This window comes from Candidatus Poribacteria bacterium (assembly GCA_026706025.1).
GTDB lineage: Bacteria > Poribacteria > WGA-4E > WGA-4E > WGA-3G > WGA-3G.
In genome coordinates this window covers 162581-178961 of sequence record JAPOZO010000052.1, presented here as the reverse complement: position 1 = coordinate 178961, position 16381 = coordinate 162581, and the positions used below count along the sequence as shown (strand labels likewise).

At 47.0% G+C, this 16381-nt stretch carries 14 protein-coding genes; 7 read left to right on the top strand and 7 right to left on the bottom strand.

Annotated elements, in window-relative coordinates; all coding sequences use genetic code 11:
- Positions 1-14 precede the first annotated feature (14 nt).
- The 3 genes from OXH00_11680 (at position 15) to OXH00_11670 (ending at position 2913) form a co-directional block, all read left to right on the top strand.
- Positions 15-464 (top strand): RNA polymerase sigma factor, encoded by a 450-nt coding sequence (locus OXH00_11680; protein MCY3741671.1) that lies wholly within the window; start codon positions 15-17, stop codon positions 462-464.
- Between the two features lie 268 nt (positions 465-732).
- Positions 733-1515, top strand: a complete 783-nt coding sequence (locus OXH00_11675; protein ID MCY3741670.1) for a phytanoyl-CoA dioxygenase family protein — start codon at positions 733-735, stop codon at positions 1513-1515.
- 156 nt (positions 1516-1671) lie between these two features.
- A complete protein-coding gene (locus OXH00_11670) occupies positions 1672-2913 on the top strand; it encodes a cohesin domain-containing protein (protein MCY3741669.1) in 1242 nt (413 codons plus the stop codon).
- A 142-nt stretch (positions 2914-3055) separates the two neighbouring features.
- Here OXH00_11670 and OXH00_11665 read toward each other — a convergent pair whose 3' ends face one another.
- The 4 genes from OXH00_11665 to OXH00_11650 form a co-directional block, all read right to left on the bottom strand.
- Entirely contained in the window at positions 3056-3883 is an 828-nt protein-coding gene (locus tag OXH00_11665; GenBank protein ID MCY3741668.1) for a hypothetical protein, read from the bottom strand.
- 26 nt (positions 3884-3909) lie between these two features.
- Positions 3910-4740 (bottom strand): hypothetical protein, encoded by an 831-nt coding sequence (locus OXH00_11660; GenBank protein MCY3741667.1) that lies wholly within the window; start codon positions 4738-4740, stop codon positions 3910-3912.
- Between the two features lie 362 nt (positions 4741-5102).
- The gene (locus tag OXH00_11655; GenBank protein ID MCY3741666.1) at positions 5103-5906 is read right to left on the bottom strand and encodes a tetratricopeptide repeat protein; all 804 of its coding nucleotides are present in this window, start codon (positions 5904-5906) and stop codon (positions 5103-5105) included.
- Positions 5903-7567, bottom strand: a complete 1665-nt coding sequence (locus tag OXH00_11650) for a CRTAC1 family protein (GenBank protein ID MCY3741665.1) — start codon at positions 7565-7567, stop codon at positions 5903-5905. Before OXH00_11650 ends, OXH00_11655 begins: the two co-directional genes overlap by 4 nt.
- A 609-nt stretch (positions 7568-8176) precedes the next feature.
- Here OXH00_11650 and OXH00_11645 point away from each other — a divergent pair.
- Positions 8177-8977: a LamG domain-containing protein gene (locus tag OXH00_11645; protein MCY3741664.1), complete on the top strand. Its 801-nt coding sequence runs from the start codon at positions 8177-8179 to the stop codon at positions 8975-8977.
- 200 nt (positions 8978-9177) lie between these two features.
- On the opposite strand, the gene OXH00_11640 is transcribed toward OXH00_11645, so the two are convergent.
- Positions 9178-10170, bottom strand: a complete 993-nt coding sequence (locus OXH00_11640) for an aldo/keto reductase (GenBank protein MCY3741663.1) — start codon at positions 10168-10170, stop codon at positions 9178-9180.
- 399 nt (positions 10171-10569) lie between these two features.
- Between OXH00_11640 and OXH00_11635 the strand changes: the two genes are divergently transcribed.
- Positions 10570-11307 (top strand): polysaccharide deacetylase family protein, encoded by a 738-nt coding sequence (locus OXH00_11635; GenBank protein MCY3741662.1) that lies wholly within the window; start codon positions 10570-10572, stop codon positions 11305-11307.
- Between the two features lie 261 nt (positions 11308-11568).
- Positions 11569-12105, top strand: a complete 537-nt coding sequence (locus tag OXH00_11630) for a phosphatase PAP2 family protein (GenBank protein MCY3741661.1) — start codon at positions 11569-11571, stop codon at positions 12103-12105.
- Between the two features lie 26 nt (positions 12106-12131).
- Here the strand turns inward: OXH00_11630 and OXH00_11625 are convergent, their stop codons facing one another.
- Positions 12132-12431: a hypothetical protein gene (locus OXH00_11625; protein MCY3741660.1), complete on the bottom strand. Its 300-nt coding sequence runs from the start codon at positions 12429-12431 to the stop codon at positions 12132-12134.
- A 449-nt stretch (positions 12432-12880) separates the two neighbouring features.
- Here OXH00_11625 and OXH00_11620 point away from each other — a divergent pair, with 449 nt between their 5' ends.
- Positions 12881-14791, top strand: coding sequence for an ATP-binding protein (locus OXH00_11620; GenBank protein ID MCY3741659.1), 1911 nt, complete (start codon positions 12881-12883; stop codon positions 14789-14791).
- Positions 14792-14933: 142 nt separating this feature from the next.
- On the opposite strand, the gene OXH00_11615 is transcribed toward OXH00_11620, so the two are convergent.
- Positions 14934-16340 (bottom strand): HEAT repeat domain-containing protein, encoded by a 1407-nt coding sequence (locus tag OXH00_11615; protein ID MCY3741658.1) that lies wholly within the window; start codon positions 16338-16340, stop codon positions 14934-14936.
- Between the last annotated feature and the right edge of the window lie 41 nt (positions 16341-16381).

The following is a 16381-nucleotide window of genomic DNA, read 5'->3' as shown; positions in this document are numbered from 1 at the left end:
GGAGGATTGTGACGGTGGAAAACGATGCTCAACTGATTCGCAGAATTCTGTCAGGCGACGATGATGCTTTCGATACTTTAGTCCGAAGGCACCAAAGGGGTGTTCACGCGCTCGCATGGCGGAAGGTTAGCGATTTTCACTATGCCGAAGAAATTACACAAGATACCTTTCTTCAAGCATACAAAAAACTCTCGACACTCAAAAATCCGAATCAATTTGCGGGGTGGCTCTACGTCATCGCAAATCGACTTTGCATTAATTGGATCCAAAGACACAAACCTGCGATGCAGTCGCTGGAGGACACGCCTATGGCAGAAATAGAAGAATCTTCTTATACCCATTACGCCGCGGAACAGCGCGACGCAGAAGGCACCGAGCATCGTTATGCAATCGCCGAAAAACTTTTGTCCAAACTGCCATATTTTATAGTAAAATCCGAAAATAATTTTACACTTGTAGCCTAAACTTTTAGTTTGGGTTTCCTTGTAGCATAGGAAACTGTTCCTGTAGCATATAACTTCAAAGTTCACACGACGATACGAGTGTATAAGTAATTACGAAATCTACTATAATTGGGGAACTCCGGGATGTCACTTCCACAAGAGAATAGCAGGTGTCTGAGTGTTTACACAAAGAAAGTTGACAAAATATGAGGTTTTAAAGTAGAATTTAGAATAACCGACATTTTCTGGCACTTAGGCGCAGACATTCAATAGCAATAAGGAGATTGACATGCTAACGCAAGAACAGGTTGACTTTTACAATGAGAACGGCTATCTCAAGGTTGACCAACTTTTCGCACCAGAGGAGACGAAAGAACTGGCATCCGAAATGGTGCAGATTATTAATAACTGGGGACAGGAGACAATCGGTTGGCCGGGTCCTTGGCGGACACGCTATCTCAAAGAAGAGGATCAGCAGACGACGAAGGCTGTCTTTATGCACAACCCACACTTCTACTCGGCTACATGGGGTAGAGTGATCTTTCACGAAAGACTGACAGGTGCTGTGCGCTCACTTATCGGTGATACGATCCAGTGGCATCATACGGTACTCCATGCGAAGCCGCCGGAAAAAGGCACACCGTTCCCGATGCATCAGGATTATCCGTTCTATCCACACGATGGTCTCGACTTCGTTGATTGCCTCGTCCATCTCGATGATGCCCCGTTTGAAAGTGGCGCGCTGCGGGTTGTTCCCGGTAGTCATAAAGAGGGACCTCGCGAACACATTACAGGTGAAGGTACTGCCCCGCATCTGCCGACTGATAAATTTCATCCAGATTTCATTGATTCAATCCCGATACCTGCAAAAGCGGGTGATGTGATTTTCTTCAGTTACTGCCTCATCCACTGGTCGGAAGTCAATAGAACAGATCAGTGGCGGAAAGCGGTTCGATTCGGGTATCACACCCCAGAGATGCGTCCCGTTGGACGTGCGCCAGAAGAGCCCTACAACAATATTATGGCAGGCGGGTTCAAATTGAATCCAACATCTGGCGAGGTAATGGCTTAGGCGCAACAAGTTCACAACTCTATGGATTAAAAAGGTGCTGGCGAGGCTGAAATCCTTCTCTTTATTTTACACGGTTGGAATCCGCTTCGCCAGTGGAACATAATGTCTCATATTTTCTTTAAACGGTTCACTACCCTCTTCATACTAAGCATGTGCTTGGTTTACACAACTCAGGTTTCCGGTCAAGAGGTTTCGACTTCGCTCGCTGAACAGGTATTTCAAGAATACCAAGAACTTCTACAACGAGAAGATGTTCAAGAAGTCTTGCCAACAGTTCTTATTGAGCTCAAGAAATCGGAGAACCAATCGCTTTTAACGCCTGCGACTATAAACGCAGTACTGGATGATCCGGACATCCTCAAGACCCTTATACCGGATATCAGTGATGAATTTATAACGTTGTTAAAAGAGGATACTGACATCCAAATGATGCTTAGGGATCCTGATGTTCAAACGTTACTCCAAGATAGTGAAGCGATCGATGAACTTGCCAGTCTACTTGAAATAGAAGCATTCACACTTGCACCACTGATTTTTGACAGGTATCAAATGCTTTTTGAACGCGAGGATATTCGGGAGCTGCTGCCGGACGTTCTCACAATACTCAAGCATCCAGATACACAAGCACTATTGCAACCTGCTACGATCAAACTGGTAGCAGAGGATCCAGACCTACTGAAAACAATCGCTCCAGAGATCGAGGATAGATTCATAATGCTCCTCAAGGACGACGTGGAGGTTAAGGCGTTCATCAATGATCCGGAAGTTCATACGTTACTCCAGAACCCTGCGGAAATTGATGAACTTGCGAGACTCCTCAGCGTCGAACCACCCTTAATTGTTGTCAGTATAGTACCTGCTTCGATTGAATCGCCTGGTATTGGTGAACAGTTCAGTATCACTGTTGATATTGCTAACGCCCAAAATGTAGCAGGTTATCAGCTATCACTTCAATTCGACTCGGCGGCACTTCAATATATCTCATGGGAACAGGGAACGTACCTTCCGGGTGCCCTCTTTTCCCTCCCTGCGACTGTTGGCACAGACGAGATAACTCTTGCATCGACAGCCCGCACGGCAGCAGATGCCACGCAAGGCACCTTATTGACGATAACGTTTGAAGTAGTCGCTGTAAAAGCCTCGACGCTTTCATTAAGCGAGGCCATCCTTTCGAGTCGTATCGGAACAGAGCTTCTTGTAACGACCGAAGATGGTGAAATCGTTGAGCCACCAACACTGCCGTGGGATGTTAACAAAGATGGTGTAATCAATATTCTGGATTTGACTTTGGTAGCAGCGAATTTTGGGCAGACGGGACCTACACCCGCTGATGTCAATGGAGATAACGTTGTGAATATCTTAGATTTAACACTGGTTGCGAGCCATTTTGGTGAATAGAAGTCATCTCATGAACAAATTAGGGCGAGGCAGAGAGGCCTCGCCCAACATAATAGGGAAACTTTTAGCCTTACTTTGAGGTCCGGTGCGGTTAGGAATGCAGATTGCATGTGAACCGCACCTATCTTGATTAAGACTACGGTCAGCGACGTTTCACATTGCCCCAAGTGGTTGTGAGTTTACCTCCCGGCTGCACCGCCAACCCACCAATTGTTTTCATGGCAAGATTCATCTCATCAATATCAATCACGCGGTCCCACATATAGACCTCAGCGATGATGGCATTTAGCCACTGTCCATCTTCACGGTGTGCGATGAACACAGGACGATTACCCTCTTCGCAAGGCCCATTACCGCCATCAGCGGCTTCCGCCACAGGAGCTTTGTCCCCATCCACGTAAACTTTCACACCTTCCTTCAACTTAAACGTGCCGCATTGGTGGATCCATTTGCCTTGTGGGGCGGTGCCAGCAGTGCTTGGTTCTGAGACCCCGGAACCGGGACACGTCCAAACCGACATCCCTGCACCGAAATTGTCGTAAATATAGAGCGCGAACTCCCACTGATTAGCGGCACCTTTCATGACGATGGGCTGACGGGTTTGTCCGTGGGCATCGGTGCCAACCTTTAGCGGTTTTACCCACGCGCAAATAGTCATTCCCTGCTTCTCGTTGAAATGCGAATCGATGTCTTTCTTCTGACCCGCCATATCAATCATGACATAGTTTGACTTACCATCAAATTGCATCGCTTTTCGGATGTCATCGTGTTTGGCATCGACCCATTTCGGGGCAGTTTTACTGAGTTCTGTGTCAAAACTGTGGGGTCCATGATCACTAACCTTATTCCCTGCTCCCTCATTCAGAGGCAGATACATCCAAAGCCCATCCTCAATATCCGCAGCATTCACGAGCAATGTTGATACGGAGAACACTGTTATTAACCCGATACAAAACATAATCTGACGCATTTTTTCCTCCTTTGACGTTAATTGGGTTAGCGGCGTTTGATGTTGCCCCAGGTGGTTGTGAGTTTACCGCCTGGTTGAACCGGTGTTAATCCGCCAATTGTGTTCATGGCAAGATTCATTTCATCAATATCAATGACGCGTTCCCAGATATAAACTTCAGCGATGACGGCATTTAGAAACTGCCCATCCTCACGGTGTGCGATGAATACAGGACGATCGCCTTCTTCGCAGGGGCCGTTGCCGTTATCATCTGCCTGTGCGACGGGATCTTCGTTCCCATCCACGTAGACCCGTACGCCCTCTTTTAACTTAAACGTGCCGCATTGGTGAATCCATTTGTCTTGCGGCGCAGCGTCAGCGGTGCTCGGCTCCGAGACCCCTGAACCCGGACACGTCCAAACCGACATCCCTGCTCCGAAGTTGTCGTAGACATAGAGCGCGAACTCCCACTGATTGGCGCCACCTTTCATGACAACGGGCTGACGGGTCTGTCCATGCGTATCGGTTGCAACGTCTAACACTTTCACCCAGGCGCAAATAGTCATCCCCTTTCCCTCGTCGAAATGCGAATCGATGTCCTTCCCCTGCCCCGCCATGTCAATCATGACATAGTTTGACTTACCATCAAATTCCATCGCTGTTGCGATGTCGTTATGTTCGGCAGCCACCGATTTCGGAGGAACTTCACTGAGTTCGGTATCAAAATTGTTGGGACCGTGGTCGATGACCTGTTCGCCTGCCCCTTCGTTGAGTGGTAAATACATCCAAAGTCCATCTTCAATATCCGCAGCGTTCACGAGAACGGTTGGTACAGAGAACACTGCTATCCATAAAATACAAAACACAACCTGACGCATTTTTTTCTCCTTTGGCGTTAATTATGGACTTCCACAAACCGCTTTACGCCCAATTCTATTGAAAAGCCACTCTTTTCAAAGGTGGATGCTGAAAATTGTGCCCGTGAGTCCTGGATTAAATTAAACAGTTTGTTAATAAACAGGTTCGGATTTTCTGTTGGAAGTTTTGGAAACCTACAATTTGCATGCTACAACGTCAAAATATAGCATGTTGATCTGGTTTCTGAACGACGTTTGAAAAGTGAAATGGAAGTCGCGAGCGAGAAAAACACCCAATCAAAAACACTCGCGCCTACAAATACAGATTTGAAAAGTGAAACAGAGGTTGCAGGGGCAGCTCACTCCTACAAATACAGATACGATTAATTTTGACGCGCGGCGCGTGCCTGAGCTACCCGCAGTAAGTTCTGCGTCTCAACTGCTTCGGGATTTAGTTGTAAAGCTCTTTCAAAAGCCTTGACGGCTTCGGGGTATGCGTCCTGTTTTGTATGGCATACACCGAGTTCGTGATACGCTTTCGCGTTTTTCGGATAGATTTGCGTTATTGTCGTGAAGGCTTCTATTGCTTCGGCGAACTGTTCTGTGTCTCGGTAGATGTAGCCAAGCTGCATCAACGCATCGGTGAAGTTTGGTTGCAGGACCATCGCCTGCTTGAGTGCGACTGTGGCTGCTGGTAACATGCCTTTATGCCTGTAAGCGAGACCAATCCCATAATGCGCGTAGACGAGCGTTGGATCACGCGTGAGTGCCTTCTGGTATTCGGCGATAGCCTCATCAAGCCGTCCCGCTAATCCATAGACTCTGCCTAAGTCCACATAAGCCTCCGCCATGTCAGGGCGTAATTGGATAACACGCTTATACGCAACAGTCGCTTCGGTAAGCTTCCCCTGCATGACATACACTGTGCCTAAATTATGATGTGCCTCAATCAACGTCGGCTTTATCTTAATAGCTTGCTGGTAAGCCGATGCCGCGTCTTGGAGTCTACCGGCACGTTGGTAAGCGGTTCCTCGGTTATTGTAGTCCTGTGCAGAGGGTGAAACCGCTGATTTCGTCGGTGTTGCGGACGTAGACTGTTCTTTTGCTGGCGTTTTTTCGTTACTTTGGCATCCGCTAATTAGCCCTAAAATTGTCAGAAAGAGACATCCATATACTCGCAGTTTCATTTTTCGGATGCTCCTTCGGTTGCCTCTATAAGTTGGTTCGCTTTGAGTTCTACATACCGGTCTATCTCGCCGGAGGGCCATAGGATTTCAAGGTTTGCAACTATATCACTGTTCCCCAACCCGAAAGTCAATACCACTTCACTTTGAGAACAGTAACTGCTGCCTGTACGGATCATCTGCTGCTGGACAGTGTTGCCTGATGTCAATCGGATTTTAGCCCCGATTCCATCACGGTTGCTACGGGTACCTATTGTTCTGACGCGGAGGTAATTATACGATGGCGTACTGTCGTTACGGAGGAGCCACACTTTGCCATGCGTTTGCGTCGCGCCGTTGTTGCTTACAAGCAGGTCAAGATCACCGTCATTATCGTAATCGCCATAAGCGCATCCGCGTCCAACACTTGCGCGTGTAAGTCCAGCATGTTTAGCGATATCTTGAAATGTTCCATCACCACGATTTCGGAACAGCGAGGGCATCTGCGCATACGGGGTATGCTGCTGATAGCGCGACACCTCTGGTTCAATATGTCCATTAACGCAAAACAGGTCAAGTGCGCCGTCTAAATCACAATCGAAAAACAGCAGTCCAAACGTTAGTAGACGGTGGCTTGCAGCACCAATTTTTACGTTATCTGCTCTATCCGTAAAATAGGAATCATTGGGTTCAGCATAAAAGAATGCGGTCTTCTCATTGCTAAAATTGCCAATAGTGATTGCGAGACCACCACTATTATAAATATCCGCGGCATCAATCCCCATACTGCCGCGCGCCTTCCCTGTCTCGCTGAAGGCGATTCCCATGACAAGGGCTTCATCGGTAAATGTGCCGTCCCCGTTATTCCGGTATAGAAGATTAGGTTCGGTATCGTTGGCGACAGCGAGATCAATCCAACCATCGCGATTGAAATCCAGAAGCGTAACACCGAGCGATTTACCTATCGGGTTGGAAAGTCCGGCTTCTGATGTCCTGTCGGTAAACGTGCCGTCCCCTCGGTTACGATAGAATCGACAGGATTGCCCGGTATAAACATTCGGCGTGCAATAGGTGCGCGGTGGCGGCATCTCACCTGCGATATTCACGACACACGGAATATCAGTTTCAGGTGTCCAATCAACGTAGTTGCAAACAAAGAGATCTAACCAACCATCGTTGTCGGCATCGAAGAAGGCAGCACTTGTCGACCAACTTGTATCGCCCACATTTGTAAATTCGGTAACATCCGTGAAAGTCTGGTCGCCGTTGTTTCGGAAGAGTCGGTTTTCACCTACATTGGTAAAGTAGATGTCGGGGTCAGTATCATTATCGTAATCGGCAACGGTTATACCCATGCCGTACATGGGGACATCCAGTGCTGCTGCTTTGGTAACATCAATAAACTTTCCGTTTCCGATGTTTCGGTAGAGCCGAGGGGTATGGGTCGGGTCTACGAGCGTCAAATTTGTGCCGTTCGCGAGTAGAATGTCCAAGTTCCCGTCGGCATCGTAATCCAAAAAGGCGCAGCCAGCTCCCATTGTTTCCGGCATATAACGTTTGCCGGTTGCCCCGGTGAAGTGCTGAAATTCGATACCCGCTGCGTCAGTGACATCCGTAAATCTTACGTCTGCTTTCGTAGGAATGCATAGCCAGATAAGAACAAACGCGAAAACAAAAGTCCGCATATTGTGTTTTATGAATACGACTTACGGAAACAAGTTTCCATGATTAAATCAACGAACCTTTTTTGAAGCTGCGCAACGCTTTTACTATTGATTCCGATTTTATCATAGACGAGAAAAAATTACAAGTAAATTATTATCAAAATTCAGGATCATTTAGTTTTAAGAAATTATCCGATTTCGTATTTTCTTTTAAAGATCCGGTGCGGTTAGAAACACGCACCTACCGGGCCTGGAGGTCCAAAATCAGAATAAAAAAAGGAAAACTGAATAGCCCTGTATCAAAATTAGGGATATTTAGTTTTAGGTGTTTTATACCTACGGGACTAAAATGTAGAAATCTTTTCTTGACTATTTTTGATAAACCTGTTATGATTCTGTTATCATTTCCAATTAATATGCTGTAACGCGGTTAAGAGAGGATTTCCGCCAGTTCCAGCACTATTATTTAGACAAAACCCTCTTCCGAGATACGAGATAATTAAAATGCTGAAGTTCACTCAGGCTCAACCTAAACTATGGACTTTGCCTGAGCAGAAACCCTATCTATAAGAGCGCATAACTTTTGAATTTTAGTGTTATGAAGTATGTCAACATAAGGAGGAGTAAACAATGAAAGCCAGATGGGTATGGACTGGGATAGTCGTTCTATTTATTGCGGGTATGTTCACCGCTTCAAGTTATGCCGTGTTAGACCCTGATACTATCGTAGGTATATGGAAATTTGATGAAGGTAAAGGGGATACTGCAAAAGACGCTTCTGAAAATGGGAACGACGGGACACTCATGAGTAAACCGAAGTGGGTGGATGGCAAATTTGGCAAGGCTCTTGAGTTTGATGGTACAAACTTTGTGGATATGGGAAATGATGAATCACTGCAGTTCCACGGAGATGTGACAATTGTTGTTTGGGTGAGACCTGAAAGCGTAGCGGGTGGTCGCCAAAACATAGTTTGCAAATCTTATGGTGGTGAAGGCTGCTTGACACAGGAGCCAGATGGTCGGTTGAGTTTTTATTGGGGCGATTGTGGCGGAAATTGTCAGCCGTATGTGGAGGTCGCAAGACCAGCCCCTGGTACTTTCGTAGATGACGAATGGATTCACGTCGCTGAGACGCGTAATGTCAAAAAACGCGAGTATAAGATGTACAAAAACGGTGAGGTTACGGGCCAAGATAAATGGCTGAAATGTGGTGCTCACCCGTGTGGAGACTCCAGCCCCAGCAATCTCAATTTGCTCATTGGTTCTGGTTATGCTGGTAAATACAGAGGCATCATTGACGATGTGGCTATCTTTAATGTGGTTCTGAGTGAGGATGAGATTCAGAGTATCATGGATGATGGGTTGGACGCGGCTTTCGACGTTTCGCCCAGCGGCAAACTCACCACCACATGGGCAACCCTAAAGAAATAAGGGACCAACACCAACACAAAAAGGCAAGAACACATCGTTCTTGCCTTTTTTATTTAACAGTAGGACTTACGCAAATTGAACAGAAAATCGGAAACCTATTTGCTGAAAATACCTTGCAGTGAGCGTATTGGATTGTGTTTAACCCCTAAATCCCGCTTATCAGGGGTACTTTAAAAGGAAATGCGTAAATCCTAAAGAGTTTAGGCTTTGTAGAACTCAACTGTTGTTCCAGCCATATCCTCAACCTTTTCTATCAATTTCTGGCGTTCGTCGTCTTCCATACCCGTGAATTCACGGGCGATATCAATTTTCTCTTGCATCTGCTTGGCGTTGTCGGGACCGGTAACGAGCGTGCTGACGGGCAGTGCCCAGACGAACCGAACCGCTTCGGAGACGCTGACGCGATCCGGGACGACTTTCGGATTCGTACCGTGCCGCCCGTGCTGCGAACCGCCGAAGAACCCGCCGTTTGCCAAGGCTTTCATGCCAATCACACCGATGTTTCGCTCCACGAGGGTTGGTACGACTTTTTCAATGAAACTTTCGTAACTAACGTCAGCAAGGTTCATTGATAATTGACAAGCGTCAAAAATATCCGTCTTTTCAAGGACGCGTTGATGGGCAGCGGGACTTGAATGCCCTGTGAACCCGATATAACGTGTTTTTCCAGTCTCCTTAGCCTCAAGCATAACATCCAAAACACCGTTTTCAATTCTCTCATCCACGTCTGCCGGGTTTCGTACAGCATGTACCTGCCAGAGGTCAAGTCTGTCTGTATTGAGGCGTGAGAGCGACCCTTCAAGGTGTTCCCATGCTTCATTGGCGTCCCGTGCTCTTGTCTTTGTCATAAGGAAGACATCATCTCGATATTTTGGAACAAGGAGTTTTCCTAAGCGACTCTCGCTGCCGCCTGTCTGATAACCTTCTGCGGTATCAAAGAAGCGTACACCGCCTTCAAGCGCGGTTTCGATTGTTTTCTGAGCCTCAGCTTCCGTCATATCGCCGATATGCCATCCACCAACGCCGAGCATTGTCACAGCCTCGCCTGTGCGACCGAATCGTCGTGTCGGCAAGAGCGCACCAAGGCGGTCACTGGGACTATTTTCTTCATCACCTTCGGCACAAGCTGATGACAAAAGAATACCCGTTGTCAAACCGGCCAGCGATTTTAGAAATGCGCGTCGATCAATCATAATTACACCTCCATTATTTTCCTTTGAACATTTTAAAGTATTTTGGAATTTTTGTCAAGCATTTCAAGCATTTTCTCTGGCAGTCGCAGGGTTATTCAATTTTAAGAAATTATTGGATTGGATGTCTTTTTTTCCAGGATCCGGTGCGAAATGCTGCGAAAATTTCTGCGGTTTTTCAAAAAACATAACATATATAAAGTATTAACACCTGTGCAAAATACAACACCAAAAACGGAGAATTGAATGACCCTGATGGCAATCGAAGAGGTCGCGATTCGGAGAGTGCTTCTACAGAAAAAGGTTGTTGATGTAATTTTCACTTGATTTAAACAGCGGTTTGTGGTTATAATTATCTGGCAATGCAATGTAGCATTATTTTTTGGACACAACTCCAACAGTATGAAAAACAATTCACGCAAAACAATCCCTGATAAACTCGTCGTGTTGACCTTTGATGACGGCTGTAAATCGCAGGCGACTTTTGTCGGTCCGCTCCTGAAATCTTATGGCTTTGGAGCGACCTTCTACATTACCGAAGGGCTGAACTTCCTGACGAATAAAGATGCCTACATGACGTGGGAGGAGGTACGTGGGTTACACGATGCGGGTTTCGAGATCGGCAATCATACCCAGTACCATCGAAACGTCACGCAGCAGTCCGCGGCGGAGCTGCGCGCGGATCTTGAACATATTGATGCGCGATGTGAGGCTTACGGCATTCCGCAACCCACAACGTTCTGTTACCCCGGTTATAGCCACGGTGAAGCAGCTGTTGAGGTGCTTGCGTCACACGGTTTTGATTTTGCGAGGCGTGGTGTCGCGCCTGAATTTCCTTACGACAACGAAGGCGGGCGCGGCCCGGCTTATAACCCCACACAACACCATCCGCTCCTAATCCCGACAACCGGAGCCGCGGGCCCCCATTGGAACTTTGATGATTTCACATGGGCACTTGCCCAAGCAACAGATGGGAATATTGCGATTCTTACGTTCCACGGGGTGCCAGACCTTGAGCATCCATGGGTTCACATAGAACCGGAACAATTTGAGGCGTATATGGCGTACCTTGCTGAAAACGATTACAGCGTCATCGCGCTCAGAGATCTCGCTGATTATGTGGATCCAAAGGCTTCGTGAGAAGTTATGATGTCCGCGGCGTGAAGGTTTCCCACTTCTTTAGATGTTAGGTGAAACGCTGCTATCATATATAAGGCTGAGGCGTAATAAAAAGAAAAAAGATTTGACCTTTGTTTGTATGTGTGGTATAATATCTACTGTATTGCTGGTAGAGGAAACCCCTCGCTGCTCCCTGCTTTTCAGTGGGCGGAGTCGGTCAAAGAGAACAAAAGGAAATAGAGTGGGTCGGTTTCATACCTCTGCCTGCTTACCTTACAAACTATGCTAAGAGAATTTACAAACAGTCTGACGCGATGGGATAGGTTGCTGTTCGAGCACATTTTTAGTTGGGGCGACGAACGCGTTATCCTCAATCGTTCATTTCGTTTGATCTCATGGAGTGCTAACGGATGGATTTACCCATTTTTAGGACTCTATGTATATCTAACATATAATTCCACGATTAGCAAACCCTTTCTTTTGTCAGCGGCAATTGCCTTCCCGCTTGAGAGACTCCTCTATCATCTCATTAAACAGTCAATGAAACGAGATCGCCCTTGTAAACACATTGTGGATGTCGAGTTTCGAGTCCGTCCACCGGATCAATTCAGTTTTCCATCAGGGCACACCGCCTCCGCTTTTCTGATGATGACACTCTTGGCAAGTTTCTTTCCAGTTTTACGCATCCCAATATTTTTCTGGGCAACCACAGTTGGTATCGCACGTGTCTATCTTGGTGTCCACTATCCGACAGATGTGCTTGCAGGTGCAATTCTTGGCATTGTCACAGCGCGGATCGGTATATGGTTCATCATGTAATTAAAATACCGGTCGCGCATAATCATTTAGCGTAGCATCACAAGTCGTCTCGCCATTGATTGTTTATAGTAGCTTCTGTAATTATTTATACACTCAACATCGGTGTGATTAGGAAACCGCACCATAGGTGTCAATTTTAGAAAAATAGCCATCTCGGCACCCAAAAACAACCTCGGCACCCAGACCGGGACGGGTGGTTTCCTCACGCTTTCCAATTTTGCGTTCTGAACTGTGATTTTTCTGATGGCTATGATTTCCATGATAAGAGCACCTATCACAAGCAACTGAATACTGAAAACCCAGCCCTGACGACTCAGCAGTTCCACGGGAACGCCACCTCTGTAGAAACTTCAACGCCACAATCAGAACCTGATTTGCCATCAGAAATCTTATCACAAAAATCACAGAAATCGCAGAAATCACAGTTCAGACTTACTATGCCGAGAATGCCGCCCCTACGGGCTTAGTTCTGTGAGGTCACGTTTTTCTACACAGATACTTAAAGAAACACCCAAGGAAATAAACCCTACGGGATTCAAGAGGTTTTTGAAGTTTTCAAGGTTTCTGTGTAAAACCCGGTTCGGTTGGGGGATTTAGTCTGGGAATAGACTAAATCCATTCCTTGTATTACATTCCGAACCTACCGGGCCTGGGAACCACAACAGTTATTTTTTCTTAAATTGACACCTATGGTGTGATTAGGAAACCGCACCTACCAGGGAAAACTGAAAGTGTGTATTTATTTTTGGAATTTACTATAAATTGCGGAGGCAAAATGTTCTGGGATGAAATTAAAAAACACTATGATGCGGGTTCTGCTCACCAATTTCTGCTCCATTTTAATATAAATGATCTGCTATACGATGATGTTTACGGCTACTTGCGTACTACGGACTATCTCATGGCGCAGCTCAATTTATTAGGCTGCCAACTCGTTCTCGGATATAATACATCAGAAGGGATTCATTTCCCTAAAGTTGGTCAGTGGCGAAATATGCAGAGAACACTTGAGATCTTCCCACAGTACAACAAAATAGGGACTTTCCATTTTCAGAGTGTCGCGACATGGCTTCAGACTTTGGGTCGCTTTAGAGAAGTTGAAGACGTTAATCTCGCCGAACAGGAAGTAGATCCGCAGCTTGTACGCCGAAGAATTAATGCCGATTTAGCGTTTAATAAAGAACATGAAGATCCATTAGTGACCTTGGATCCTTCGCCTTCTGGAGAGTTGCGGAGCAAATTAAACCGTCTCTTGCGGCAAGGCAGAACAAGCATTGGGTTGGTAATCAATTTTCTCGAGCTGCTCACGCCGAACGATCCGTCGCTGAATGAAGTTGGTGGAGATGAAGCACAACTCTTGTTTAACCAAATCCTCTATTGGGCATCTGACCTTGACATCCGAAGGCATAAGCACGTCGTCCTGCTCGTTACGCACAATATATCCGACGTACACCCGAATTTCACCGTGAATCCTGAGATTCCTATGATAGAAATTCCGTTTCCGAACTATAATGAACGCCTAAGGTTTATTGAACATCTATATGACATCTCGGATGGTTCGTCACAGATGCGTAAAACCTTGGGGAATAATCGCGAGAAAGCAACCTTGGCACGGGAAACAATAGGGCTAAACCTCCTCGGTGTTCACGATGTTGTGCAACAGGCAGAATCTGCACAACGGAAAATAGACGGTGAAGCGTTGTTCAGACATCGGCGTGAGAGTCTCAAGACCTTCAGCCACGGCGTTCTTGAACTCGGTGAAACTCGCAAAGGCCCTTCTGACGACGGTTGGTATGTCATGCGAATCATCCGGGATATTGCAGCGGGTATGAAAAATCGAGATCTGAGACGTGTGCCGCGAGGCATGCTCTTCCTCGGCCCACATGGAACCAGCAAGGTGTATGCCGCAAGGGTACTCGCGGGTGAGGCGAACATGGCTTTTGTCCGACTCCGCTACGCCAATCAGGTCAGTGAAGTAACAATAAACATCAATGAAAACGGAAACACTTATGAACGGAACCTGAATGCGGGACTCAATTTTATCCGCGGCATTGCCCCGACGGTTGTTTTTATCGATGAAATTGAGCAGGCATCCCCGTATACGACAATGAATCCAGAAGAACACGCGCAAACATTTCCGCAAGCCCTCGTGAATGCCATGAACGATGTATCGTTGCACGGTAGAGTGATATGGGTGGCGGGATCACAACGCCCGGATTTAATGCCATCCATCTTTCGACGGTACGGTATTTTTGACACCAAATTGATCATGCTACCGCCTACAGGTGGTGGTAGAGTAGAAGTTTTAAAAATTTGCTGTCAAGGACAGACCTCCGGTAACATTAATTTCCAGGCACTCGTCGGAGGCGCAGAAACAGACGGATTGACTTGGCGAGATCTGCTCTTGATTGTTCAACGTGCAAATAACATCGCCAGACGCAATGGTCGTGATACCTTCACGGAAGGTGAGCTCCGTCAAGCATTCAACGACTTCATACCCGACTATTCACGGGAGATGCAAATCTTTATGGGGTTGTTAGCATTGCGTGAAGCGAATTCACGCCTGATGGTCCCAGATGGGTTGTTGCCAGAATATCAAGAATTTGTGGATGGCAACCGGATTGATAAAACAGGCATAAATAAACGTCTAATGGAGTTAAGTCATCAACTCGGTTTGCGCAATTGAAGTTGCGAGTGGAAGCGATGATTGCACGGTTATTCTGTGGAACGTACCGGGTAAAAAATCCTCGATAACAAATGGACTTTCTGAAACGCGCTCGTTACGTTTTGAAGCTTGGCAACGAGCGCGCTTGGCATAACGATATTTCCTAAAACGGTGTTCCGCGCGTTGTTAGGGCACACCAGCGCGAAGTAAATAGATGATTGAAAAGCACGTCCTGCGCCTCTGGCGTTTGAACCTGCTTTAACGCTAACGCGGCATGGAAACGGACATATCGGTCCTCATCCTCAAGTTGCGCGACAAGCGCAGGCATCGCCGGTTCAGCAAGCGTTCCGAATTTCGCTAAGGCACGGGCAGCGTTATCGCGAACAGGAAAATAGGCATCGCTCAACTGAGTTGCCAAGACCTGCACAGTCTCGGACACATCTATTTCGTCAGACACCAGTTGTCCGATGAGTCCCAACCCCTCTGTTGCGTGTCGTCGGACCGATTCGGAGGGGTCTTGTGCAGCGCGGACCAACGCAGGTAGTGCCTCTTGCGCGGTTTTTCCCATATCTGCCAAGGCGAATGCTGCGCTTGCCCGAACGGAATCGTCTGTTGCTTGCAAGGCATCAATAAGCGTCGGAACAGCGGATGCACCGGTGAGACTCAAAGCGTATCCTGCATACTCGCGGATAGCATTAGATTCGCTGTGTAACATTTGCTTCAAGGCAGGCACGGCAGCTGCACCGACCCGCCCCAACCGATAAGCGGCATTTAACCTGTCTTTTTCATTCTTACTATTCAAGGTTTCAACGAGGGTATCCACTTCATTTTCGGGAACACCGTTGACAGCACCGTTCTGTTTCCCGTAATACCAGTCCCATACCGACTCCCATAATTCCGGATGCTCGGATTCTTCTCCGTTGCTGAATGTGTGCCAGTCGGCAGTATGACTCTGCCACAAAGGTGCTTGTGGTTCATCAAGTCGGATAAAGAGAAACTTTAACATATATCGCTTTTTGTCGCTCCGATTTGGCATTGCGCGGTGCCATAAATCGTAGTGGACAATCGTCACAGTCCCTGCTTCGCCACAGAGTGCAACTTCTGGCTGTTCATGCGCACTTTCACCCGTCTCGTAATACTGAGAACCCGGCAGCACAGCCGTTGGTCCCATATCTTCTGTGACATCCTGCGGGTAGTAGAACGCCATCGTCCAACGACACCGGTGCCGACGAATCTGTTCGTCTCCTGCATAACTGTCTTTATGAAAATTCTGACCCTCGCTGCCCTGTTGATTGAAATGGCAGTATCGGTGTGGATGCATGACGTAGTCCGAACCGAGCACACCTTGCATCGCGCCATGAACCACAGGATGGTCAAAAACTTCTTGAATTTCAGGGATAGCTGGCAGGAGATTGTTCCCCAAATTCCCGGTTTCCTCAAACATTGTGTCCAATTGCTGACGAATATTCTCATGAAAACTCGACGGGAAATCGGTTTTCACCTTGACGTACCCGTTGATGATGAAATCCCGCATCTGTTCATCGGTGAGTGGCAGTGTCGGTCTATTCATCTTGCGCGCCCTCCTCTATTTTTTCTGACAGGGAGTCAAAT